Source organism: Pseudomonas salomonii (assembly GCF_900107155.1).
GTDB lineage: Bacteria > Pseudomonadota > Gammaproteobacteria > Pseudomonadales > Pseudomonadaceae > Aquipseudomonas > Aquipseudomonas salomonii.
Genome location: NZ_FNOX01000003.1, coordinates 329,198 through 352,848, shown reverse-complemented (window position 1 = coordinate 352,848; position 23,651 = coordinate 329,198). Strand labels below are relative to the sequence as shown.

The window sequence follows — 23,651 nt, the reverse complement described above, 5'->3', positions numbered from 1 at the left end:
ACTGGTTCTGCAGTGTTCTTACGAGCTTTTTACCAGCTTCACCGCCAGCACATCACACGGCGCGCCGTGCAGCACGTCATTGGCGGTAGAACCCAGCAACAACGCCAGGCCATGGCGACCATGGCTGCCGACCACGATCAGGTCGCAGTTCTGCTCTTTGGCCAGGTGATGGATTTCCTGGCGCGGCTGGCCGTAGGTGAGGTGGGAGTTTTCCTTGGTCACTTCCGGGTATTTGAGGATCAAGCGATCCAGGCGCTCTTTGGCTTGGTCAAACTGCTGTTGCTGCAACTGGGAAAGGTCCATGGGCACGTCGCCACCAAAAGCCATGGCCATGGGCTCGACGATATGCACGAGTGACAGCTTGGCGCCGTTGGCGATTGCTGAAGCCTGAGCGCGCTTGATAACCGGGTCGCACTCTTCGGTCAGATCCACAGCGACCAGGATATGTTTGTAGGAATGTTCGTTGGGCATGGCGCGTTCCTCCAGGAGACTGCAATAAGTTCAGTATGGCTGGTTTCAAGCGGATGGGGTTGCGTCAGCTCAAATCCGCGCATCGGAAATTCGGGAGTACACATATGACGGTCTGGATAGTGGTGTCAATCCTTCTGGTGGTTCTGAGCCCCCTGGCATGGCTGCGCCCGTCGCGCCATCAGAGCGGGCGCATGGCCCTGCGTATGGAGGCGCGCCGCATCGGTTTGGCCATGCAATTGGCGCCGCAGGAGTGGCCGCACTGGCTTGCCCAAGAGCCGCCGAGCCCCTGCGCGCAGTACTGCAGGCCACGGCGGGGCAGCACGCCGGCGCTGTGGAGTTATTGGCAAATGTCGCCAGGCGTGTGGGTCAATCAGTGGCGTGAAGTGTGTGAGGATGAAAAGTTGTTGCCGCATTTTGCGACGTTGCCGGCCAACGTCTACAAGGTCGAGGCCGACAAGCAAATGATCGCCTTGTATTGGGGCGAGAAGGGCGAGGCCAGCGTGCTGAAGGACATCGATACGCTGCTCAAGGCCTTGGCATGACGCCATGGCGTTAAAAGCCAGGCATTAAAAAGCCCGACATCATCATCGGGCTGGAGTTGGCCAGGCAGGCCGGTAATTCTGTGTTCCTCGCGCCGGGTGTTCATCACGGGCGCTTTGCGGTTGTCGCAAGCCTAGCGGCATATCCGATTCTGTACAGCCTTTTCCCACATCTTTTTTATTATTGATTCTGTGAATATTTGAATATTGACAGGGCGTGGGCGTGGGCGTGGAGTTCTGAACTGACTGGAAAGTCGCGCTTTTCCTGGCCTTTCGGGCGATTGACAATTGCCCTGAATTGGATGAAGGTGACGTACCCAAATCAAACGGGCGTATGAATTGAGCGTTTGTCTGTCAGACGACTCATACAGAACCCCGACTAGCGCATTGGCGGGTGTGCCTGGCGGATTGGCATGAGCATTGACGCAACTATCAATGTCCAACCAATAGGCCAGCGTCCAGTGTGTACTGTTCAGCTTCCATATCGTGGAGATCAGTTGATGATTTACGAAGGTAAAGCCATCACGGTTAAGGCTCTTGAAAGTGGCATCGTCGAACTGAAATTCGACCTCAAGGGTGAGTCCGTCAACAAGTTCAATCGTCTAACCCTGAACGAACTGCGTCAGGCCGTAGACACCATCAAAGCAGATGCTTCGGTCAAGGGCGTGATCGTCTCCAGCGGCAAGGACGTGTTTATCGTCGGCGCTGACATCACCGAATTCGTCGACAACTTCAAGCTGCCCGATGCAGAGCTTGTGGCCGGCAACCTCGAAGCCAACAAGATTTTCAGCGATTTCGAAGACCTCAACGTGCCAACCGTGGCTGCCATCAATGGCATCGCGTTGGGCGGCGGCCTGGAAATGTGCCTGGCTGCAGACTTCCGCGTCATGTCGGCCACCGCCAAAATCGGCTTGCCTGAAGTCAAACTGGGCATCTACCCAGGGTTTGGCGGCACTGTGCGCCTGCCGCGCCTGATCGGTGCCGACAATGCGATCGAGTGGATCGCCGCCGGTAAGGAAAACCGTGCCGAAGATGCGCTGAAAGTCGGCGCCGTCGACGCTGTGGTTGCCCCGGATAAACTGGCCGAAGCCGCCCTGAACCTGATCAAAGGCGCCATCAGCGGCGAATTTGACTACAAGGCCAAGCGTCAGCCGAAGCTGGAAAAACTCAAGCTCAACGCCATCGAACAAATGATGTCGTTCGAAACCGCCAAAGGTTTCGTCGCAGGCCAGGCCGGCCCGAACTACCCGGCGCCGGTTGAAGCGATCAAGACCATCCAGAAGGCTGCGAACTTCGGTCGCGACAAAGCCCTGGAAGTGGAAGCTGCCGGCTTCGTCAAACTGGCGAAAACCTCGGCTGCCCAGAGCCTGATCGGCCTGTTCCTGAACGATCAGGAACTGAAGAAAAAGGCCAAGGCCTACGACGAGATTGCCCGCGACGTGAAACAGGCGGCCGTACTCGGCGCCGGCATCATGGGTGGCGGTATCGCTTATCAGTCGGCGTCCAAAGGCACGCCGATCCTGATGAAAGACATCAACGAGCACGGCATCGAGCAAGGCCTGGCAGAAGCCGCCAAGCTGCTGGTGGGCCGCGTTGATAAAGGTCGCATGACCGCCGCGAAGATGGCTGAAGTGCTTAACGGCATTCGTCCTACGCTGTCCTACGGCGATTTCGGCCACGTCGACCTGGTGGTCGAAGCCGTAGTCGAAAACCCAAAGGTCAAGCAAGCCGTACTGGCTGAAGTGGAAGCCCAGGTTAAAGACGACACCATCCTGGCCTCGAACACCTCGACCATTTCCATCTCGCTGCTGGCCAAGGCCCTCAAGCGTCCGGAAAACTTTGTCGGCATGCACTTCTTCAACCCGGTGCACATGATGCCGCTGGTGGAAGTGATCCGTGGCGAGAAGTCTAGCGAGCTGGCCGTTGCCACCACCGTTGCCTACGCCAAGAAAATGGGCAAGAACCCGATCGTAGTCAATGACTGCCCGGGCTTCCTGGTCAACCGCGTACTGTTCCCGTACTTCGGCGGTTTCGCCAAGCTGGTCAGCGCCGGTGTCGACTTTGTGCGCATCGACAAAGTCATGGAAAAATTCGGCTGGCCAATGGGCCCGGCGTACCTGATGGACGTGGTCGGTATCGACACTGGCCACCACGGTCGTGACGTAATGGCTGAAGGCTTCCCGGACCGCATGAAAGACGACCGCCGCTCGGCGATCGACGCGCTCTACGAGGCCAAGCGCCTGGGCCAGAAGAACGGCAAGGGCTTCTACGCCTACGAGGCTGACAAGAAGGGCAAGCAGAAGAAAGTGGCCGACCCGTCGGTGCACGAAGTACTCGCGCCAGTCATCTACGAACAGCGTGAGGTGTCCGATGAGGACATCATCAACTGGATGATGATCGCCCTGTGCCTGGAAACCGTGCGTTGCCTGGAAGACGGCATCGTTGAAACCGCCGCCGAAGCCGATATGGGCCTGGTGTACGGTATTGGTTTCCCTCCATTCCGTGGTGGTGCGCTGCGTTACATCGACTCGATCGGTGTGGCTGAGTTCGTTGCCCTGGCTGACAAATACGCTGATTTGGGCCCGCTGTACCACCCGACCGCGAAGCTGCGTGAAATGGCCAAAAACGGCCAAAGCTTCTTCGGTTAAGCGCCCAGACGAATAGAGCGAGAATATTTATGAGCTTGAATCCAAGAGACGTGGTGATTGTCGACTTCGGTCGCACGCCAATGGGCCGCTCCAAGGGCGGCATGCACCGCAACACCCGCGCCGAAGACATGTCGGCGCACCTGATCAGCAAGTTGCTGGAGCGTAACGTCAAGGTCGACCCTAACGAAGTCGAAGACGTGATCTGGGGCTGCGTCAACCAGACTCTGGAGCAGGGCTGGAACATCGCGCGCATGGCGTCGTTGATGACCCAGATCCCGCACACCGCAGCTGGCCAGACTGTCAGCCGCCTGTGTGGCTCGTCGATGAGCGCGCTGCACACCGCAGCCCAGGCGATCATGACCGGCAACGGCGATGTTTTCGTGGTCGGCGGCGTGGAGCACATGGGCCACGTCAGCATGATGCACGGCGTCGACCCTAACCCGCACATGTCGCTGTACGCGGCAAAAGCCTCGGGCATGATGGGCCTCACCGCAGAAATGCTCGGCAAAATGCACGGCATTACCCGCGAAGCCCAGGACGCATTCGGCGTGCGCTCCCACCAGTTGGCCCACAAGGCGACCGTGGAAGGCAAGTTCAAGGATGAAATCATCCCGATGAACGGTTACGACGAGAACGGTTTCCTCAAACTGTTCGACTACGACGAAACCATTCGTCCGGACACCACCCTGGAAAGCCTGGCGGCCTTGAAGCCCGCCTTCAATCCAAAGGGCGGCACCGTGACAGCCGGTACGTCGTCGCAAATCACCGACGGTGCTTCGTGCATGATCGTGATGTCGGCGCAGCGTGCCCAGGACCTGGGCATTCAGCCGATGGCGGTGATCCGTTCGATGGCAGTGGCAGGTGTGGACCCGGCAATCATGGGCTATGGTCCAGTACCGGCCACACAAAAAGCCTTGAAGCGCGCGGGCCTGACCATCTCCGATATCGACTTCTTCGAGCTCAACGAAGCTTTCGCCGCACAGGCCCTGCCAGTGCTGAAAGATTTGAAAGTACTCGACAAGATGAACGAGAAGGTTAACCTGCACGGCGGCGCGATTGCCCTGGGCCACCCATTCGGTTGCTCCGGTGCACGTATCTCCGGCACTTTGCTTAACGTGATGAAGCAAAATGGCGGCAACCTTGGGGTTGCAACCATGTGCATTGGTCTTGGCCAAGGCATTTCCACCGTCTTCGAACGTATCTAAACGTTTCGCTGACGGAAGCCGGGGCCCAGTGCCCCGGTTTTTGTTTTTTGGAATTTTTAATATTTTTTTCAACAAATTTTGCACGAGGGCCAAAGCATGAAAGTCGAACCAGGGCTCTACCAACATTACAAGGGCCCGCAGTACCGTGTTTTTAATGTGGCGCGGCACTCCGAGACCGAAGAAGAAGTGGTGTTTTACCAAGCACTGTATGGCGATTACGGCTTTTGGGTGCGCCCATTGAGCATGTTCCTGGAGACTGTCGAAGTTGACGGCGAGCAGGTCCCGCGCTTTGCTTTGGTGCAGGTCGAACCCAGTCTTTTTTCAGGGCAATAACGGCAGGCCGCGCAGAATGCTGCGCTTGACCTCACCTTGTTGCCACTATATATAGCGTTGCCGCGACAGGCGCCAACTGCCTTTCACTTCTCGAATTCAGGAATTTTCCGATCCATGGGCAAATCGCTGGTCATTGTGGAATCCCCGGCTAAGGCCAAGACCATCAACAAGTACTTGGGCAACGAGTACGTGGTGAAGTCGAGTATCGGCCATATCCGAGACCTGCCCACCAGCGGTTCGGCTAGCGCCAGCAAGGAGCCTGCCGCCAAGCGCGGCAAGGCGGCTGCGGGCGAAGGTCCGGTGCTCAGCCCTAAAGAGAAAGCGCGCAAGCAGCTGGTCTCACGCATGGGTGTGGACCCGGATCATGGCTGGAAGGCCAAGTACGAAATCCTTCCGGGCAAGGAAAAGGTCATCGAAGAGCTGCGCCGGCTCGCCAAAGATGCCGACACCATCTATCTCGCGACGGACTTGGACCGCGAAGGGGAAGCCATTGCCTGGCACCTGCGCGAAGCCATCGGCGGTGATGACAGCCGCTACAAGCGTGTGGTGTTCAACGAAATCACCAAAAAAGCCATCCAGGAAGCCTTCTCCAAGCCTGGCGAGCTGGACATCGACCGTGTTAACGCCCAGCAGGCGCGTCGTTTCCTCGACCGCGTGGTGGGTTACATGGTCTCGCCACTGCTGTGGGCGAAAATCGCCCGTGGCCTGTCCGCCGGCCGTGTGCAATCGGTAGCGGTCAAGCTGGTGGTGGAGCGTGAGCGCGAGATCCGTGCGTTCAACCCTGAAGAATACTGGGAAGTGCATGCTGACCTGGGCACTGCCAAGGGCAACAACGTGCGCTTTGAAGTGGCCCGCGAGAAAGGCGAGGCCTTCAAGCCGCTGAACGAAGCCCAGGCCATGGCCGCGCTGGAGAAGCTCAAGGCTTCCAGCTACAGCATCGTCAAGCGCGAAGACAAACCGACCAGCAGCAAACCGTCGGCGCCGTTTATCACCTCCACGCTGCAACAGGCCGCGAGCAACCGCCTGGGCTTTGGCGTGAAGAAGACCATGATGATGGCCCAGCGTCTGTACGAAGCCGGCTACATCACCTATATGCGTACCGACTCCACCAACCTGTCGCAAGACGCGGTGGCGATGGCGCGTACTTATATTGAAAGCGAGTTCGGCAAGAAGTACCTGCCGGAGTCGCCGAACGTCTACAGCAGCAAGGAAGGCGCACAGGAGGCTCACGAAGCGATTCGTCCTTCCGACGCCAACACCGAGCCAAGCAAGCTGAGCGGCATGGAGCGCGACGCTGAGCGCCTCTACGAGCTGATCTGGCGCCAGTTCCTGGCGTGCCAGATGCTGCCGGCGCAATACCTGTCCACCACCGTCAGTGTGGGCGCAGGCGACTTCGAGCTGCGTGCCAAGGGCCGTATCCTCAAGTTCGACGGCTATACCCGCGTGATGCCGCAAATCGCCAAGCCAGGCGATGACGACGTACTGCCGGATATGGCCCAGGGCGACACGTTGAAGCTGATCAAGCTCGACCCGTCCCAGCACTTCACCAAGCCGCCGGCGCGTTACTCCGAAGCCAGCCTGGTAAAAGAGATGGAAAAACGCGGTATTGGTCGTCCTTCGACCTATGCGGCAATCATCTCGACCATCCAGGACCGTGGCTACGTGGCGTTGCACAACCGCCGCTTCTACTCGGAAAAGATGGGCGACATCGTCACCGAGCGCCTGTCCGAGAGCTTCTCCAACCTTATGGACTACGGCTTCACCGCCGGCATGGAAGAGAACCTCGATGACGTGGCCCAGGGCGAACGCGACTGGAAAAACGTGCTGGATGAGTTCTACGGCGACTTCAAAAAGAAACTCGAAGTAGCCGAAAGCCCTGATAGTGGCATGCGCGCCAACCAGCCGGTGATGACCGACATCCCATGCCTGACATGCGGCCGTCCGATGCAGATTCGTACCGCATCCACCGGTGTGTTCCTCGGTTGCTCGGGCTACAGCCTGCCGCCCAAAGAGCGCTGCAAGGCCACCGTCAACCTGGTGCCGGGCGATGAGATTGCCGCCGACGACGAGGGTGAGTCCGAGTCGCTGGTACTGCGTGGCAAGCACCGTTGCCCGATCTGCAGCACGGCGATGGACGCCTACCTGCTCGACGAGAAGCATAAGTTGCACATCTGCGGTAACAACCCGGATTGCAATGGCTACGAGATCGAAGAAGGCACCTACCGCATCAAAGGCTACGAAGGTCCGAGCCTGGAATGCGACAAGTGCGGCAGCGAGATGCAGCTCAAGACCGGCCGTTTCGGCAAGTTCTTCGGCTGCACCAACCCGACCTGCAAGAACACGCGCAAACTGCTGAAAAGCGGTGACGCGGCGCCGCCGAAGATGGACCCGGTGAAGATGCCTGAACTCAAGTGCGAGAAGGTCAACGACACCTACATCCTGCGTGACGGCGCTTCGGGCCTGTTCCTGGCGGCCAGCCAGTTCCCGAAAAACCGCGAGACCCGTGCCCCGCTGGTGATGGAGATCGTGCCGCACAAGGACGAGATCGATCCGAAGTACCACTTCCTGTGTGAAGCGCCGAAGAAGGATCCCGACGGTCGCCCGTCCGTGATCCGCTACAGCCGCAAAACCAAGGAGCAGTACGTTCAGACCGAGGTGGACGGCAAGCCTACCGGTTGGAAAGCGTTCTACGACGGCGGTAAGTGGAAGGTCGAGGACAAGCGCCAGGGCGCTTGATCGGCTGATCTGCCTACTACAAAGGCCGCCTGAAAAGGCGGCCTTTTTTTGCGCTTGCAGGAAACTTGGCTGATCCGTGACACTGTTCAGCCAGCATCACGCTTATTTCGTTGTGGAGACTGCCGTTATGGCCAACGAACTCTATACCCGTACCAATCAGAAAATTTACTTCGCGGGTTTGTCCCTGGAAGCCCTTGGCCGCGCCGAGGAAGGGAAGGAGATGAATGCCATCGCGCTGGTCCAGGCCGGGCGTGAGGCGGCGTTGTTCCACCTCTATGGCGCTTTGCTGGGCCTGTGCCATGAAATTGCCGGGTTCTACCGCTTGCCCCAGGCAGGCGCGCCACGCGCAGAAATGATCATGAACCGCGAAGTGCTGGACAGCATGGCGATTCCTGAATTGGCCGAACTGGTGGAAATGGCCCAGAGCCCCGACAGTTGGGTTGCGCGATTGCTCAAAGCGCATGCGGATATGTTCCAACCGCCGCGTGTCCCCCATGTGCCCAAGGGCGATGTGACGCAGCCGCTGATCGTGGCCGTTGCGCTGGAAGAGGATGAGCCCAAGCCGCTGAGCCGTGAGGAGCTGGAAAGCTGGCGTCAGGCGCTGAAGAAGATGGCGTTGCGGTTTCGTGAAGGCTTGAACGAGTGTTGAGGCGCTATTGCTGATACACACGAATCAAAACTGTGGGAGCGGGCTTGCTCGCGAATGCGGTGGGTCTGTAATGAATTCTTTACTGAAACTCCGCATTCGCGAGCAAGCCCGCTCCCACATTTGAACCCAGTTAGACAGGAAGTGCGGCGCAGGCCTCAATAAGCACCATTCATCAAGCCGCCAAGAAACCTGTTCAGATCCTCTGCGAGGCTGGGTGGATGACTGATATAATCCCGGCCTTTCGTGGAGAACAGACTTATATGCCAACGTCCTTTCTGGAAATTGTTGAACTGCCTGACGGCCGAATCGAGCTGCGCCGGGCTGAGGACGAGGGTTCTCTGGTTATTTTGGATTTTTCCGAGGACGCTAAGGCGTTCTTGCAAGGCCAGCACGTGGAAGTGGCGAAAGCCATGTTGAGCGTTGGTGTGCAGATGGCTGGTCGCCTGGCCGAAGGCGAGCCGGAGAAGGAAGATGGGCCGCGAGTGCTTCACTGAGTCTTCGCGATGAGCGTGCTTGCGTGGTGAGCAGGCTTTTTTTGTGGTGAGCAGGTTTTTTGTGGTGAGCGGGCTTGGCCCGCGTTGGGCTGCGAAGCGGCCCTGAAATATTTTAATGCGGTGTATCAGGTATTCCACGGTGCCTGGTTTTTGGGGCTGCTGCGCAGCCCAACGCGGGGCAAGCTCGCTCGCCACAACAAGCTCGCCTGCCACAACAAGCCCGTCCACAGGGCTGGCCTGCATCAGGCCGCATTACCCCAATCGAATATTCAAACTCTGCGCATCGCCCGTACGTGCGGCGCTGATCAGCTGTTGCTTGGCGGCCGCATTCAGCGGGTTCAACCAGCTCACCACCGTATGGCTGCGCCCCAGGCGCAAGGCCTCGCACGTCAGTTGCTGAGCACTTTGCGCGCCGCGTGGTTGCAGCAGCAGGATGCGCTCACGGTTGAGGCCGGCGTCCCGCAGCCAGGCCTGGGTCAGGCTGGCGGGCGGGGCGATCAGCGTCAGCCAGCGTGCGTCCTGCTCCTCGCTCAATTCGCGAAGGATCGGCGCCAGCAGGCTCAGGCAGCTCCCGGCAGCACCGCGCAACGACAGCTCACTGAACGCCTCAGGTTCGGAGCCCCAGGGGGCTTCGATCGTTTCCTTGAGGATGGGCGCAAGGGGTTGGGCCATAAAGGCCTCGAACAGCGACAGTTGTGTGTGTTGCGGTGTGTGCACGAGCTGCATGGTGCCTCCTTTAGCGGCGAATGACGCCGACGCTCAAGCCTTCGATCACCAGGTCCTGATCTTTCAGGTTCACTTCAATCGGGGCGAACTCAGGGTTCTCGGCCATAAGCCAGACCTTGCTGCCTTCACGCTTGAAGCGTTTGACGGTGACTTCATCGCCGATACGGGCAACGACGATCTGGCCATTACGGGCTTCGCGGGTGGTGTGGACGGCCAGCAGATCACCGTCGAAAATGCCCACGTCCTTCATGCTCATGCCGTGTACGCGCAACAGGTAGTCGGCACGCGGATGGAAGAAGGTCGGGTTGATGTTGCAGGACTCTTCGACGTGCTGCTGCGCCAGGATCGGCGCACCGGCGGCGACGCGGCCGATGATCGGCAGGGTCGATTCGTCGGCCTTGGCTTCAAAGCCAGGGATACGAATACCGCGTGAAGCACCCGGGGTCATCTCGATCGCGCCTTTGCGGGCGAGGGCCTTTAGGTGTTCTTCGGCGGCGTTGGGGGACTTGAACCCCAGTTCCAGCGCAATTTCCGCTCGTGTCGGCGGGTAGCCGTTGTCGTCGAGGCAGCGCTTGATAAAAGCCAGAATCTCAGCTTGGCGTGGCGTCAGTTTTAGCATGTTGATCGCTCTGTCTTTTTATACAGTGACTGGGATTATATACAGTGAACTGCGCTTGGCAATCATCCTTTTTTGGCACGCCGCTGGACGGTCGTCTGCCACTCTTCCTGCAAGGCATAGACAGCGCTGCCTACAGGGCGCGAAGGATGTGATTAAATAGCGATGAAATAGATGACTGCCCGGCCGGAAAACGGACTCGCAGGCTTGACAAGACACATCCTGAAACGTATGTTTCAAACAAGTGTTTGTCAGGCGGAGTAGCCATGGCCCAGTCGGAAACCGTTGAACGCATTCTCGATGCTGCCGAGCAATTGTTCGCGGAAAAAGGATTTGCGGAAACTTCATTGCGGCTGATCACCAGCAAGGCTGGGGTTAACCTCGCCGCCGTGAACTATCATTTCGGCTCGAAAAAAGCCCTGATCCAGGCGGTGTTCTCACGCTTCCTGGGGCCGTTCTGTGCCAGCCTCGACCGTGAGCTGGAGCGTCGCCAGACCAAGCCCGAAAACAAGCCAAGCCTGGAAGACCTGCTGGAAATCCTGGTTGAGCAAGCGCTGGTGGTTCAACCGCGCAGCGGCAATGACCTGTCGATCTTCATGCGCCTGTTAGGGCTGGCCTTCAGCCAGAGCCAGGGTCACTTGCGCCGTTATCTGGAAGACATGTACGGCAAGGTGTTCCGCCGATACATGCTGCTGGTTAACGAAGCCGCTCCGCGTATTCCGCCGATCGAACTGTTCTGGCGTGTGCACTTCATGCTCGGCGCCGCCGCCTTCAGCATGTCCGGCATCAAGGCCTTACGCGCGATTGCCGAAACCGATTTCGGCGTCAACACTTCCATCGAGCAAGTGATGCGCCTGATGGTGCCGTTCCTTGCCGCCGGCATGCGCGCCGAAACCGGCGTGACCGACCCGGCCATGGCCGCCGCGCAACTGCGCCCGCGCAGCAAGTCGACGCCGGCCGTCGCCAAGGCGTGATTGCCCCAGGTGTGCGCGGCGGCTAAGCTAGCCGCCATGCCGATTTCAGCTATTTACTCGCAACCCGTTGTGCTCACCGCGCTTTTCGCGCCAGGTGAGGGCAACGGGTTGTGTGCGTTATTTAAGGAAGGTTTATGACTGCTGCCCTGCAAGGTTCGTTAATGGTCGATGTGGCCGGCACTTGGCTGACGGCCGAGGATCGCCAGTTGTTGCGCCAGCCTGAAGTCGGCGGGTTGATCATTTTTGCGCGCAATATCGAGCATCCACGCCAGGTGCGCGAGCTGAGCGCGGCGATTCGCGCGGTGCGCCCCGACCTGCTGCTGGCGGTCGATCAGGAAGGCGGTCGTGTGCAGCGCCTGCGTCAGGGTTTTGTACGCCTGCCGGCCATGCGTCTGCTGGCGGATAAGCCGAATGCCGAATACCTGGCCGAGCAGTGCGGCTGGGTCATGGCCACTGAAGTGCTGGCGGTCGGCCTTGACCTGAGCTTCGCCCCGGTGCTCGACCTCGACTACCAACGCAGCGCCGTGGTCGGCACCCGTTCCTTCGAAGGCGACCCGGAGCGCGCTGCCGTGCTCGCGGGTGCCTTCATTCGCGGTATGAACAGCGCCGGCATGGCGGCCACCGGCAAACACTTCCCGGGCCATGGCTGGGCCGAGGCGGATTCCCACGTCGCGATTCCCAATGACGAACGCAGCCTGGAACAGATTCGCGCGAACGACCTGGTGCCTTTCGCACGCCTGAGCAAGCAATTGGCGGCGGTGATGCCGGCTCACGTTATTTACCCGCAAGTGGACGCCCAACCCGCCGGTTTCTCGCGTCGCTGGTTGCAGAACATTCTGCGCGGCGAGCTGCAATTTGATGGGGTGATTTTCAGCGATGACCTGTCCATGGCGGGGGCGCATGTGGTCGGTGATGCGGCCAGTCGAATTGAAGCGGCGCTGACGGCCGGTTGTGATATGGGCTTGGTCTGCAATGATCGGGCGGCTGCGGAGCTGGCACTCACGGCGGCGCAGCGCATGAAGGTCGCGCCATCGGCGCGGATTGCGCGGATGCGTGGGCAGGCGATTGCTTCGACGGAGTACAAGCAGGATCCGCGTTGGCTGACTGCGCTCACGGCGCTGCGCGATGCTCAGTTGATCGACTGAATATCGCGTCGCTGCCATCGCAGGCAAGCCAGCTCCTACCTTTGATGTGTGAATACGTTCAAGGGGGGAGCTGGCTTGCCTGCGATAGCGATCTAACCGTCAACGCTTCTCTTGCTTATGGGGCAATGGCGCAAACAACGCCTCAATATCCTCATTACCCAACTGCCAATCCCCGGTCGTGCGCCCATCCAGCACACCCGCCGCCAGGTCAGACTTTTCCTTCTGCAGGTGCTGGATTTTCTCCTCCACCGTGCCTCGCGCGATCATCTTGTACACGAACACCGGCTTCTCCTGCCCGATGCGGTACGCACGGTCGGTCGCCTGGTTTTCCGTCGCCGGGTTCCACCACGGGTCATAGTGGATCACCGTGTCGGCCTCGGTCAGGTTCAAACCGACGCCGCCGGCCTTCAGGCTGATCAGAAAAATCTGCAGTTTGCCGCTCTGGAAATCCTTCACCGGCGTGCGCCGGTCGCGGGTCTGGCCGGTGAGTAATGCGTAGGGCACGCCGCGTTTTTTCAGCTCGGCTTCGATCAGGCTCAGCATCGAGGTGAACTGCGAGAACAACAATATCCGCCGCCCTTCGGCAAACAGCTCTTCGAGCATCTCCAGCAGGCTGTCGAGTTTGCCCGAGCTGCTGCCGCGGGCGGGCAGGGTGGCGTCGTTGACCAGGCGCAGGTCACAGCACACCTGGCGCAGTTTGAGCAGCGCCTCAAGAATGATGATCTGGCTGCGCGCCACGCCTTTACGGGTGATTTCGTCGCGCACCTTCTTGTCCATGGCCAGGCGCATGGTTTCGTACACGTCGCGCTGGGCCTCGTTGAGGTCGACCCAGTGGATGATCTCGGTCTTGGGCGGCAGCTCGGTGGCCACCTGCTCTTTGGTGCGGCGCAGCAGGAAGGGTTTGATCCGACCGTTGAGGTGCTGCAAGCGCACCTCACTGGCGCGCTTTTCGATGGGCACGCGGTAATCGCGGTTGAAGCTTTTGACGTCTCCCAGCCAGCCCGGCAGCAGGAAATGGAACAGCGACCACAGCTCGCCCAGGTGGTTTTCCAGCGGCGTGCCGCTCAGGCACAGGCGCTGGCGCGCATTGAGCTCGCGCGCGGCCTGGGCAGCCTTGCTGTTGGGGTTCTTGATGTACTGGGCTTCATCGAGGATCAGCACGTGCAAGGGCTGGGCGGCGAGGGTGTCGATGTCTTTGGGCAGCAGCGCGTAGGTGGTCAGCAGCAGGTCATAGTCCTGCAGGTTGGCGAAATGTTTCTTGCGACCCGCGCCGTATAGCGCCTGCACCCGCAGTTGCGGCGTGAAGTGCGCCGCTTCATCCAGCCAGTTGGGAATCAGGCTGGTGGGCATCACCACCATGCACGGTCGGTCGAGGCGCCCGGCGGCTTTTTCGCTGAGAATATGCGCCAGGGTTTGCAGGGTTTTGCCCAGGCCCATGTCATCGGCAAGAATCCCGCCCACATCGAGCTGGCGCAACGACTGCATCCAACTCAAGCCTTCCAGTTGGTACGGGCGCAAGGTCGCGTTCAGGCCTTCGGGCGCCACGCAGGTGAAGTCCTTGATGTCGCGCAGGCGCTGGGCGAAGTTGCGGATCTTCTCGCCGCCTTCCCATTGCAGCGGCAGGTCTTCCAGCGGGTTCAGGCGAATGGCATCGGCCTTGGCCAGACGCAAGCTGGTGGTGCCGGTTTCCTGTAGGTAAAACTCGCCAAGTGTGGCCAGCACCGGCTTGAGCCGGCCGTAGGGCAACGCCACTTGCAGCGGGCCATGGCCGTTGGGCAGGCCGGGAATATTCACCAGGATCAGCTCGTCGTCACGGCGCCGGGCGAGCTTCTCCGGGTTGAGGATTTCGGTGTGGGAACGCATCAAGTTGAGCAAAATCGGCAACAGGCTCAGGCGCTCGCCATTGACGATAATCCCCAGCTCCAGGTCGAACCAGTCGCGTTCCGGGCCTTCATCGACGGTGGCGTACCAGTCATCGACGGCACTGAGGTCGAAACCGAAATCTTCTTCTATTTGCAGCTCCCAACCCTCGGCGCGCAAGGTCGGCGAGGCGTTGAGCGTGAAGTTCAGCCACGCACTGTCATTGACCAGTTCGAACAGCTCGCCGGCGCTCTCCGGCAATGCCTTGCTCTGGCGCGTGGCGATCTTGAAGCCCAGCAGGCGCAGTTGTTCGCGATAGGGTTGCTCCAGCTCCGGATGGCGCTTGATGCGCAGGCTCTGGGTTTCCTGGCGCACGATGATGTCGGCGTTTTTTTGCCCGCTGACATAGTTGCCCAGGTAATTGAACGACAGCGCCGCACGGTGCTGGATATAGCGCTGCATCTTGCCATTACGCGGTTCAAACGCGCTGAACTCCACGCTGGCCAGCCACAGGCGCGGCACCGGCCGCACCTCTTCCATAACCACTTGTGGCAGCACCACGCGGTTATCCAGCACGGCCTGGAGTCTTTCCAACAGTTCGGCATCTTGCGCAGCGGCCGGGTAAGCCAGGGTTTCCTGGACCTTGAGCAGCACGGCCGCGATGTGTTTGCAGTTGGTGTGTACCGGGCAGGTGCAGCGGCTGTCCACCAGGATCAGCGTGCCCTTGGCCGATTCGCGCAGCGAGATGGTTTGTCGGTAAACATTGCCGCCCGAGCCTTCGCAGCTGGCGATGATGGTGCTGTCGCCGGACTCGACGATGCGCACGCGGTTTTCCAGGGCGTAGCGCCGCCCGCGCTCAAGGCTTTGCTCTTTAAAGCGATTGGCCCACGAAGGGGCCAGGGGTTTGGTCAACGACGACGTCAGGGGCATGGCGCTGGATCAGTCCTGAATGTCGGGCGGTGGCGCACTGGGTGGTTTGGCGGTCAGCGACGTGATCTTGATCAGCAGCGCCAAGTGGCCGCCATCCAGGTAATTGAGCTGGTTGTTCTTGGTGCGCACGTCTTGCTGGCTCAAGTGTTCGCTGGCAATCACGCTGCCGTTGGCGTCGAACCGGTTGATCCAGAAATCCGCGTCGATATCGGTAAAGCGCCCCAACTGCAGGTTCAGCGTGCCTTCGATGGGGAACTGGCCGAACTGCTCCTGGCCATCGGTAATGGCCAGCTTCACCGGTTGCTCGCCCAGGTTCTGATCCCAGGCGCGGTGCAGCAATACGGTGTAACTGTTGTCCGCACTCAGCTTGTCGACGATGTTGCCCAGCCGCGGTGGGCTGAGCCTGTCGGTCGGCAGCCGCGCCGCGCCGGCATCCCAGTTTTCCGGCGCAGCGCGGCTATTGATCACCGGCTCGGCGTTCTGGCGCACCAGGATCATTTCCACCAGGTACGGGCTGTCGGCAAATGCCGAAGGAGCGACCACCACCAACATGAAGCTCAGAATGCGGAACAGGCGCATGGGGGCGTCCTTCAAGCAGATTTCGGGATGAGGCGCTCAAACAGCGCCTCCAGGGTATTGAAGCGTTCTTCGGCACGCTCCATCGGCACCATGAATTTGAACAGCGTAGCCCCTTCGAACTTGTAGCGGTTGGGTTGGCCCTGAATCAGTTTGATCAGCACCAATGGGTCCACCGGCGTTTGCGCCTCGAACTCGATGCGCCCACCCTGCGGCCCGGCGTCGACCTTCTTGATGCCCAGCTGTTCGGCCTGCAATTTCAGCAGCGTCAGGCGCACCAGGTTCTTGGTTGGTTCGGGCAGCAGGCCGAAGCGGTCGATCATCTCGACTTGCAAGTCCTTGAGGCCTTCTTCGTCGGTGGCCGAGGCGATGCGTTTGTACAGGATCAGCCGCGCATGCACGTCGGGCAGGTAGTCTTCGGGAATCAACGCCGGCAAACGCAGGTTGATTTCCGGGCCGCCGCCCAAGGGTTGGTCGAGGTTCGGTTGTTCGCCCTTGCGGATGGCTTTTACCGCGCGTTCGAGCATCTCCATATACAGCGTGAAACCCACCGCCTGGATCTGCCCGCTCTGGCCGTCGCCGAGCAGTTCGCCGGCGCCACGGATTTCCAGGTCGTTGGTGGCCAGTACAAAACCGGCACCGAGGTCCTGGGTATTGGCGATCGCTTCCAGGCGCTTTTCGGCATCGGAGGTGATCTGTTGGCGCGGCGGTGTCAGCAGGTAGGCATAGGCCTGGTGGTGACTGCGACCCACACGGCCACGCAACTGGTGCAATTGCGCCAGGCCGAACTTGTCGGCGCGCTCGATGATGATGGTGTTGGCGCTCGGCACGTCGATGCCGGTCTCGATGATGGTCGAGGCGATCAGCACGTTGAAGCGCTTGTGGTAGAAGTCGCTCATGACTTGTTCGAGTTCACGCTCGCGCATCTGCCCGTGGCCGATGGCGATACGGGCTTCCGGCACCAGTTCGGCGAGGTCGGCAGCGCATTTCTCGATGGTCTTCACGTCGTTGTGCAGGTAGTAAACCTGCCCGCCGCGCAGCAGTTCACGCAACAAGGCTTCCTTGACCGTGCTTTTGTTCTGCTCCATCACAAAGGTGCGCACCGACAACCGCCGTGCGGGTGGGGTGGCAATGATCGACAGGTCGCGCATGCCCGACACGGCCATGTTCAGCGTGCGTGGGATCGGCGTCGCGGTGAGCGTCAGAATGTCGACTTCGCTGCGCAGGGCCTTGAGCTGTTCTTTTTGCCGCACACCAAAGCGGTGCTCTTCGTCGATGATCACCAGGCCCAGGTTCTTGATCTTCACATCGTCCGACAGCAGCTTGTGGGTGCCGATCACGATATCGATCTTGCCCTCGGCCAGATCGGCGATGGCGGCGTTCACTTCCTTGGCGGATTTGAAGCGGCTCATCACTTCCACCGTCACCGGCCAGTCGGCAAAGCGGTCGCGGAAGCTGTTGTAGTGCTGCTGGGCGAGCAGGGTGGTCGGCACCAGAATCGCTACTTGCTTGCCACCGTGCACGGCAATAAAGGCCGCGCGCATGGCCACTTCGGTTTTGCCGAAGCCCACGTCGCCGCATACCAGGCGGTCCATCGGCTTGGGCGCGAGCATGTCGGCGCGCACCGCTTCGATGGTGGTTTGCTGGTCCGGGGTTTCTTCGAAGGCAAAACCGGCGCTGAAGGTGGCGTAGTCGGCTTTCGGGTCGGCGAACGCATAGCCTTCACGGGCGGCACGGCGGGCATAGATGTCGAGCAACTCGGCCGCCACGTCGCGCACCTGTTCGGCGGCTTTGCGCTTGGCTTTCTGCCAGGTCTCGGAGCCCAGGCGGTGCAACGGCGCCAGCGCGTCGTCGCTGCCGGTGTAGCGTGCGATCAGGTGCAGGCTGGCCACCGGCACGTAAAGCTTGGCGCCTTCGGCGTATTCCATGGTGAGGAATTCGGCGGCCTGATTGTCGATCTCCAGGGTCTGCAAACCCAGGTAGCGGCCCACGCCATGGTCGATATGCACCACGGGCGCGCCTTCGCGCAGTTCGGTGAGGTTCTTGATCACCGCGTCGTTGTTGGCGTCGGCGCGTTTTTCACGGCGACGGCGCTGCATCACGCGCTGGCCGAACAGCGGGCTCTCGGCGATGAGTGCCAGCGCCGGGTCGTCCAGTAGCAAGCCTTCGTCCAGCGGTGCGATGGTGATGGCCAGGCGCTCTTTGCTGGCGACGAAATCCGGCCAGCTGTCGACGGTTTTCGGGCGCAGCTTCAAGCGTTCCAGCAGCTCCAGCAGCACTTCGCGACGGCCGGCGGATTCGGCGGTAAACAGCACACGGCCTGGGAAGTCGCCAATGAAATTCGACAGCGCTTCCAGTGGCTGGGTGGCTTTGGCCTGAATTGCCAGGTCCGGCAAGGTGCTCGCCGGGAAGCGCTCGCGGCCACTGCCGGCGTCCACGTCCTGCTGGCTGGCAACCACGCGCGGCCAGTTTTTCAGGCGGGCGAAGCAGTCTTCCACCGGCAGGAACAATTCGGCGGGCGGCAATAAAGGCCGCGACGGGTCGACGCGGCGCTCTTCGTAGCGGTTGCGCACATCGTTCCAGAAGTTTTCCGCCGCCTGCTCGATGCCCGGCAGCGAGAACACCTGGGTGTCTGCGGGCAGGTAATCGAACAGGGTGGAGGTTTCATCGAAGAACAGCGGCAGGTAGTACTCGATACCGGCCGGGGTAATCCCGCTGCTTAGATCCTGAAAGATCGGGCAGCGGCGGAAGTCGACGTCGAAGCGTTCGCGAAAGCGCGCCTTGAAGCGCGTGACCGCGTCTTTTTGCAGCGGGAATTCCCGCGCCGGCAGCAGCTTGATCGACTCGACTTTGTCGATGGAGCGCTGGTTGTCCGGGTCGAAGGTGCGCAGCGTCTCGATTTCGTCATCGAACAGGTCGATGCGGTACGGCAGTTTGCTGCCCATCGGGAACAGGTCGATCAACGCACCCCGCACCGCAAACTCGCCGTGTTCGTACACGGTGTCGACGCAACGGTAACCGCTGGCTTCCAGGCGCGTGCGCATCTGCTCCACATCGAGCTTCTGGCCGACGTCCAGCACCAGGCTGCTGCCGAGCAGAAACTTGGTCGGCGCCAGGCGGTGCAGGGCGGTGGTGATCGGCACCACCAGCACGCCGTGGGCCAGTTCCGGCAGGCGGTAGAGGCTGGCGATGCGCTGGGAGATGATGTCCTGGTGCGGCGAGAACAGGTCGTAGGGCAGGGTTTCCCAGTCGGGGAAATGCAGCACCGGCAAATCGGGGGCGAAGAAGCTCAGCTCCTGCTCCAGCCGCTCGGCGCTTTGGCTGTCGGCGGTAAGCAGCAGGGTAAAGCGCTTGGCTGCGCTGGCAGCCTCGGCAATGGCCAGGCTCAGGGCGGCACCGGGCAGGTTGCCCCAGTGCTGTTTACCTGCCGCGGCAGGGAGAAGCGGTAGACGCAGAACGGGCACGGAAGGTTGAGCTCCAAGCGTTGCGACAAAGTCGGTAATTGTAGCGGTCCAAGGTGCCGCCTGTCAGTTGCTGACTGAGCCTATTACGGTTTGCAGGAAATGTAGTGGCTAAGACAAACAATGGCGGGTTTTGACTCAATATGTAGTGCCATTTTGCGTGGATGTTTCGGAGGGTTACGGACAAGTTGGCACAATCGCGGCATGGGCGCTCTGCTGAAACCCGCGTGTTTCCTGGCTTGTAGCGGGGTGGTATTTTTTTGCAAGGGCTTTTTGTTGTGCTCGGCGCATTGCTCAACGGGCAGTCGGACGACATAATGTAGCCCCTTTTTTCTGCCCCTACATGTGGAAGGTTCCCGTGACTCAGAAGCCCGACCAGTGTCTTGGTGAATGGATCGACCGTGAAGCACTCGCTGAAGCGATGATTCCGCTTATCGGTCAGCTGTACCGCAATAACAATGTGGTGAGCTCGATCTATGGCCGCAGCCTGATCAACCAGTCTGTCATCGCGATTCTCAAAGCGCACCGCTTTGCGCGTCACCGTTCCGCCGACGACAGCGAACTCTCCGTCCACGAAACATTCCCACTGCTCAAAGCCATGAGCGAGCTCAAGCTCGGCGCGGCTTCGGTAGACCTGGGCAAGTTGGCTTACAAGTTCCGCAAGGAAGGTGCCGGCCGCAGCGCCGAGCAGTTCGTGCGTGAAGAAATGGCCGATGTGGTTGGCCAGCAAAACGCCGCAGCCCGCAAAGGCACCGACGTGGTGTTGTACGGCTTCGGTCGTATCGGCCGCCTGCTGGCGCGCATCCTGATCGAAAAAACCGGTGGCGGCGACGGCCTGCGCCTGCGTGCCATCGTGGTGCGCAAAGGCGCCGAGAACGACCTGACCAAGCGCGCAAGCCTCTTGCGCCGCGACTCGGTACACGGCCCGTTCAACGGCACCATCGTCATCGACGAAGAAAACAACACCATCACCGCCAACGGTAACCTGATCCAGGTGATCTACGCGAAGAACCCGGCCGAGGTGGATTACACCCAGTACGGCATCAAGGACGCACTGCTGGTGGACAATACCGGCGTATGGCGGGATGCCGAAGGCCTGGGCCAGCACCTGGCCTGCCCGGGTATCGACCGCGTTGTGCTGACTGCGCCTGGCAAGGGCAAGCTCAAGAACATCGTGCACGGTATCAACCACGGCGAAATCACCGCTGACGACAAGATCGTGTCCGCCGCTTCCTGCACCACCAACGCCATCGTGCCGGTGCTGAAGGCTGTGAATGACAAGTTCGGCATCGTTAACGGTCACGTTGAAACGGTTCACTCGTACACCAACGACCAGAACCTGATCGACAACTTCCACAAAGGCGATCGCCGTGGCCGTAGCGCCGCGCTGAACATGGTGATCACCGAGACCGGTGCCGCCACTGCTGCTGCCAAGGCCCTGCCTGAGCTGGCCGGCAAGCTGACCGGTAACGCGATCCGCGTACCGACGCCGAACGTGTCGATGGCCATTCTCAACCTCAACCTTGAGAAAGCCGCCACCCGCGAAGAGATGAACGAGTACCTGCGCTACATGGCGCTGCACTCCGACCTGCATAAGCAGATCGACTTCGTTAACTCGCAGGAAGTGGTGTCCACCGACTTCGTAGGCTCGCGCCACGCCGGTGTGGTGGACGCTGAAGCGACCATCACCCAGGACAACCGCGTTGTACTGTACGTGTGGTACGACAACGAGTTCGGCTACAGCTGCCAGGTGGTTCGTGTGATGGAAGACATGGCCGGGGTTAACCCGCCTGCGTTCCCGCGCTAAGCCTTTGCGCTAAATGAAAAAGCCCCGACTGGTTCGGGGCTTTTTGTGTCTGTTGGTTTTGTGGTGAACATCAGGGCCTCATCGCGGGCAAGCCCGGCTCCCACAGTTTTGATCTGTGAACACCGTCAAATGTGGGCGCTGGCTTGCCTGCGATAGCGGTCTATCAGGCGCCGCCAACTACCGAAGCCTGCGCCGTCCGCAATTCATGCCGATTGCCTTTAAACAGCACCAGCGTCGCAATCAACCCCAGCACCGCCGCGCCACTCAGCCAAATCCCCGGTGCCGCCTTGTTATCCAGCACATGGATCAGATAAGTACAGGCCGCCGGCGTAAACCCACCAAAGGTCGCCGTCGCCAGGCTGTAAGCCAGCGAAAACCCGGTGGTGCGCACTTCAATCGGCATGATCTCGGTAAGCGCCACCACCATCGCCCCGTTGTACGAGCCATACAGGAACGACAACCACAACAGCACGATCAGTAGATGGCTGAAGCTCGGATTCGCCACCAGCCACGACAGCGCCGGGTACGCCGTGAGAATCGCCAGAATCGTCGCCCCTAGCAGTAAGGGTTTACGCCCGATCTTGTCGGACACCGCGCCCATCACCGGCAGCCAGATAAAGTTGGAAATGCCCACGCACACCGTCACCAGCAACGCATCGAAGTCGGACAGGTGCAGTTCGGCCTTGCCGAAGGTCGGGGTGTAGGCGGTGATCAGGTAGAACGACACGGTGGTCATCACCACCAGCGCCATGCCGGCAATGACAATGCCGAAGTTCTGGCCGATCGAACGCACGATTTCCTGCAGGGTAGGGCGGTGTTTACGCGCCTGGAACTCAGGGGTTTCTTCCAGCGAACGGCGAATCACGAAGATCACCGGCACGATCAGGCAGCCGATCAGGAACGGCACGCGCCAGCCCCAGTCGCCCATCTCTTCGGGGCTGAGCCAGTGGTTGAGGCCCACGCCGAGCAAACCGGCGAACACCACCGCAGCCTGTTGGCTGGCGGACTGCCAACTGACAAAAAATCCTTTGCGGCCCGGCGTGGCGATTTCCGCCAGGTACACCGACACACCGCCCAGCTCGACGCCGGCGGAGAAACCTTGCAGCAAGCGGCCAAACAGCACCAGCAACGGCGCCGCAACGCCCAGGGTGGCGTAGCCGGGCACACAGGCAATCAGGATGGTGCCCGCAGCCATCAAGGCCAGGGTGATGACCAGACCCTTTTTACGGCCGTGGCGGTCGATATAGGCGCCGAGGAAGATTGCGCCCAGGGGCCGCATCAGGAAGCCGGCGCCGAAGGTCGCCAGGGACAACATCAGCGAGGCGAAGGCGCTGTCGCTGGGGAAGAAGGTTTTGGCAATGGCCGTGGCGTAGAAGCCATAGACCATGAAGTCGAACATTTCGAGGAAGTTGCCGCTGACAACGCGAAAAATCGCCTTGCCTTTGCCCGTTGTGGTGGACATGTCATGCACTCATCTTGGCTGTCTTATTAGTGATCCCTGGTCATCATTCGTCCTGGCTGCAGTTTTGTAACCATATGTGTATTGGCCACTACCGGCAATAAAAATTGATAGCAAGCTGACTAAATGCCACAAGTACCAAAGGCAGCGAGAATCAAATGTGGGAGCGGGCTTGCTCGCGAATGCGGTGTGTCAGTCAGCTAATGAGTCACTGATACACCGCATTCGCGAGCAAGCCCGCTCCCACAGTGGATTTGTGATTAATTCAGGAGGGCGTTGCGCAGGCTGTCCGACAGGCCTTTGGGCGCCAGCCAGATACTGAGGTAGGCTTTCGCCAGTTCATCGTCACGACTGCTGAACACCACCTGCGCATTGATCTCCAGGTTCAACCCACGCCCAGGGCGAAAATCCAGGGCATACCGATCGCCCGGGCGGATGTTGCGGAAACTGGCGTGCAGTTGGTCCAGCTCGGGCTTCAGGCGGGCGAGGGTTGCAGCGGATTGCTGGCGTTCGAGGGTGGCCGTAGCGGCCTTGATCACATCATTGCGGTCGATGTCGCGAAAGTAATACAGCGCCAGGCGCACAACCTTTCGCTGGTCCCAGGCCTGTCTGGCGCTGATATCCGCTGGAGCGTACAGCGCGGCTGCGTACACATCCGCCCAGAGATACACCAGCACCGCCTGGTTTTTCAGCGCCAGTTCATGAGACTGCGCCGGGAAGCCAGCCTGTTTGAGCCGGGCCGCCTCATTGGCATGCACCGAGAACGAAAAAATCATCATTAAACACAAAACCACATGCCGCATAATGGCCCCGCCTGCGAAGGTGCGTGTCAGCAGTGTAATGCCAGTTTGCAGTTCCTGTAGTAAAGGCAAGACTGGCCTACGACGCGACCAAGGGTTAATGTGCGCGGCGTTGAGCCTTATATAGACTGTGCCCCGGCTCACACACTTGAGCCAAAAATTTCCTTCATGCCCGCTGGCCGCGGCATGATTTAGCCAGGCGTCCAACCGTACGCCTGGCCT

The 23,651-nt window shown here is 60.1% G+C and carries 18 protein-coding genes; 10 read left to right on the top strand and 8 right to left on the bottom strand.

Going from position 1 to position 23,651, the window contains the following annotated elements:
* Positions 1-18: 18 nt before the first annotated feature.
* A complete protein-coding gene (locus BLV67_RS08970) occupies positions 19-471 on the bottom strand; it encodes a universal stress protein (RefSeq protein ID WP_058419614.1) in 453 nt (150 codons plus the stop codon).
* A 104-nt stretch (positions 472-575) separates the two neighbouring features.
* Here BLV67_RS08970 and BLV67_RS08965 point away from each other — a divergent pair, with 104 nt between their 5' ends.
* The 7 genes from BLV67_RS08965 (at position 576) to BLV67_RS08935 (ending at position 9,075) form a co-directional block, all read left to right on the top strand.
* Positions 576-1,013, top strand: a complete 438-nt coding sequence (locus BLV67_RS08965) for a hypothetical protein (RefSeq protein WP_017137416.1) — start codon at positions 576-578, stop codon at positions 1,011-1,013.
* A gap of 497 nt (positions 1,014-1,510) precedes the next feature.
* The gene (fadB, locus tag BLV67_RS08960; RefSeq protein ID WP_017137417.1) at positions 1,511-3,658 is read left to right on the top strand and encodes a fatty acid oxidation complex subunit alpha FadB; all 2,148 of its coding nucleotides are present in this window, start codon (positions 1,511-1,513) and stop codon (positions 3,656-3,658) included.
* Between the two features lie 29 nt (positions 3,659-3,687).
* Positions 3,688-4,863, top strand: a complete 1,176-nt coding sequence (gene fadA / locus BLV67_RS08955; protein ID WP_017137418.1) for an acetyl-CoA C-acyltransferase FadA — start codon at positions 3,688-3,690, stop codon at positions 4,861-4,863.
* A 96-nt stretch (positions 4,864-4,959) separates the two neighbouring features.
* Positions 4,960-5,196, top strand: coding sequence for a DUF1653 domain-containing protein (locus BLV67_RS08950; RefSeq protein ID WP_017137419.1), 237 nt, complete (start codon positions 4,960-4,962; stop codon positions 5,194-5,196).
* Positions 5,197-5,310: 114 nt separating this feature from the next.
* Positions 5,311-7,932: a type I DNA topoisomerase gene (topA, locus tag BLV67_RS08945; protein ID WP_069788591.1), complete on the top strand. Its 2,622-nt coding sequence runs from the start codon at positions 5,311-5,313 to the stop codon at positions 7,930-7,932.
* Positions 7,933-8,059: 127 nt separating this feature from the next.
* Positions 8,060-8,581, top strand: coding sequence for a DUF6586 family protein (locus tag BLV67_RS08940; protein ID WP_065929178.1), 522 nt, complete (start codon positions 8,060-8,062; stop codon positions 8,579-8,581).
* A gap of 260 nt (positions 8,582-8,841) precedes the next feature.
* Positions 8,842-9,075, top strand: coding sequence for a hypothetical protein (locus BLV67_RS08935; protein ID WP_017254451.1), 234 nt, complete (start codon positions 8,842-8,844; stop codon positions 9,073-9,075).
* A gap of 252 nt (positions 9,076-9,327) precedes the next feature.
* On the opposite strand, the gene sulA is transcribed toward BLV67_RS08935, so the two are convergent.
* Entirely contained in the window at positions 9,328-9,801 is a 474-nt protein-coding gene (gene sulA, locus BLV67_RS08930; protein WP_069788593.1) for an SOS-induced cell division inhibitor SulA, read from the bottom strand.
* A 10-nt stretch (positions 9,802-9,811) separates the two neighbouring features.
* The gene (gene lexA, locus BLV67_RS08925; protein WP_017137423.1) at positions 9,812-10,420 is read right to left on the bottom strand and encodes a transcriptional repressor LexA; all 609 of its coding nucleotides are present in this window, start codon (positions 10,418-10,420) and stop codon (positions 9,812-9,814) included.
* 263 nt (positions 10,421-10,683) lie between these two features.
* Between lexA and psrA the strand changes: the two genes are divergently transcribed.
* Together psrA and nagZ are read left to right on the top strand one after the other, a co-directional pair.
* A complete protein-coding gene (gene psrA / locus BLV67_RS08920; RefSeq protein WP_058419618.1) occupies positions 10,684-11,391 on the top strand; it encodes a transcriptional regulator PsrA in 708 nt (235 codons plus the stop codon).
* Positions 11,392-11,525: 134 nt separating this feature from the next.
* Positions 11,526-12,536 (top strand): beta-N-acetylhexosaminidase, encoded by a 1,011-nt coding sequence (gene nagZ / locus BLV67_RS08915; RefSeq protein WP_069788594.1) that lies wholly within the window; start codon positions 11,526-11,528, stop codon positions 12,534-12,536.
* 99 nt (positions 12,537-12,635) lie between these two features.
* On the opposite strand, the gene BLV67_RS08910 is transcribed toward nagZ, so the two are convergent.
* Genes BLV67_RS08910 through mfd form a run of 3 tightly spaced genes read right to left on the bottom strand, consistent with a single transcriptional unit; the run spans position 12,636 to position 19,366 of the window.
* The gene (locus tag BLV67_RS08910) at positions 12,636-15,326 is read right to left on the bottom strand and encodes a DEAD/DEAH box helicase (protein ID WP_065929182.1); all 2,691 of its coding nucleotides are present in this window, start codon (positions 15,324-15,326) and stop codon (positions 12,636-12,638) included.
* Between the two features lie 9 nt (positions 15,327-15,335).
* Positions 15,336-15,905 carry a CsiV family protein gene (locus BLV67_RS08905; RefSeq protein WP_069788595.1) on the bottom strand — a complete coding sequence of 190 codons (570 nt, stop codon included), beginning with the start codon at positions 15,903-15,905 and terminating at the stop codon, positions 15,336-15,338.
* An 11-nt stretch (positions 15,906-15,916) separates the two neighbouring features.
* Positions 15,917-19,366: a transcription-repair coupling factor gene (gene mfd, locus BLV67_RS08900; protein WP_065929184.1), complete on the bottom strand. Its 3,450-nt coding sequence runs from the start codon at positions 19,364-19,366 to the stop codon at positions 15,917-15,919.
* Between the two features lie 340 nt (positions 19,367-19,706).
* Between mfd and BLV67_RS08895 the strand changes: the two genes are divergently transcribed.
* The gene (locus BLV67_RS08895) at positions 19,707-21,170 is read left to right on the top strand and encodes a glyceraldehyde-3-phosphate dehydrogenase (protein WP_017137429.1); all 1,464 of its coding nucleotides are present in this window, start codon (positions 19,707-19,709) and stop codon (positions 21,168-21,170) included.
* Positions 21,171-21,333: 163 nt separating this feature from the next.
* On the opposite strand, the gene tcuC is transcribed toward BLV67_RS08895, so the two are convergent.
* Together tcuC and BLV67_RS08885 are read right to left on the bottom strand one after the other, a co-directional pair.
* Positions 21,334-22,632, bottom strand: coding sequence for an MFS transporter (tcuC, locus tag BLV67_RS08890; RefSeq protein ID WP_058419623.1), 1,299 nt, complete (start codon positions 22,630-22,632; stop codon positions 21,334-21,336).
* Positions 22,633-22,889: 257 nt separating this feature from the next.
* A complete protein-coding gene (locus tag BLV67_RS08885) occupies positions 22,890-23,432 on the bottom strand; it encodes a chalcone isomerase family protein (RefSeq protein WP_069788596.1) in 543 nt (180 codons plus the stop codon).
* Positions 23,433-23,651 lie beyond the last annotated feature (219 nt).

Excerpts from the sequence above, each read along its gene's own strand:
- tcuC (WP_058419623.1), bottom strand. The coding sequence starts at position 22,632 with ATGTCCACCACAACGGGCAAAGGCAAGGCGATTTTTCGCGTTGTCAGC.
- BLV67_RS08950 (WP_017137419.1), top strand. The coding sequence starts at position 4,960 with ATGAAAGTCGAACCAGGGCTCTACCAACATTACAAGGGCCCGCAGTAC.
- BLV67_RS08935 (WP_017254451.1), top strand. The coding sequence starts at position 8,842 with ATGCCAACGTCCTTTCTGGAAATTGTTGAACTGCCTGACGGCCGAATC.
- BLV67_RS08885 (WP_069788596.1), bottom strand. The coding sequence starts at position 23,432 with ATGCGGCATGTGGTTTTGTGTTTAATGATGATTTTTTCGTTCTCGGTG.
- BLV67_RS08905 (WP_069788595.1), bottom strand. The coding sequence starts at position 15,905 with ATGCGCCTGTTCCGCATTCTGAGCTTCATGTTGGTGGTGGTCGCTCCT.
- lexA (WP_017137423.1), bottom strand. The coding sequence starts at position 10,420 with ATGCTAAAACTGACGCCACGCCAAGCTGAGATTCTGGCTTTTATCAAG.
- BLV67_RS08895 (WP_017137429.1), top strand. The coding sequence starts at position 19,707 with ATGTGGAAGGTTCCCGTGACTCAGAAGCCCGACCAGTGTCTTGGTGAA.
- topA (WP_069788591.1), top strand. The coding sequence starts at position 5,311 with ATGGGCAAATCGCTGGTCATTGTGGAATCCCCGGCTAAGGCCAAGACC.
- psrA (WP_058419618.1), top strand. The coding sequence starts at position 10,684 with ATGGCCCAGTCGGAAACCGTTGAACGCATTCTCGATGCTGCCGAGCAA.
- fadA (WP_017137418.1), top strand. The coding sequence starts at position 3,688 with ATGAGCTTGAATCCAAGAGACGTGGTGATTGTCGACTTCGGTCGCACG.
- sulA (WP_069788593.1), bottom strand. The coding sequence starts at position 9,801 with ATGCAGCTCGTGCACACACCGCAACACACACAACTGTCGCTGTTCGAG.
- BLV67_RS08910 (WP_065929182.1), bottom strand. The coding sequence starts at position 15,326 with ATGCCCCTGACGTCGTCGTTGACCAAACCCCTGGCCCCTTCGTGGGCC.
- BLV67_RS08965 (WP_017137416.1), top strand. The coding sequence starts at position 576 with ATGACGGTCTGGATAGTGGTGTCAATCCTTCTGGTGGTTCTGAGCCCC.
- BLV67_RS08970 (WP_058419614.1), bottom strand. The coding sequence starts at position 471 with ATGCCCAACGAACATTCCTACAAACATATCCTGGTCGCTGTGGATCTG.
- fadB (WP_017137417.1), top strand. The coding sequence starts at position 1,511 with ATGATTTACGAAGGTAAAGCCATCACGGTTAAGGCTCTTGAAAGTGGC.
- nagZ (WP_069788594.1), top strand. The coding sequence starts at position 11,526 with ATGACTGCTGCCCTGCAAGGTTCGTTAATGGTCGATGTGGCCGGCACT.
- BLV67_RS08940 (WP_065929178.1), top strand. The coding sequence starts at position 8,060 with ATGGCCAACGAACTCTATACCCGTACCAATCAGAAAATTTACTTCGCG.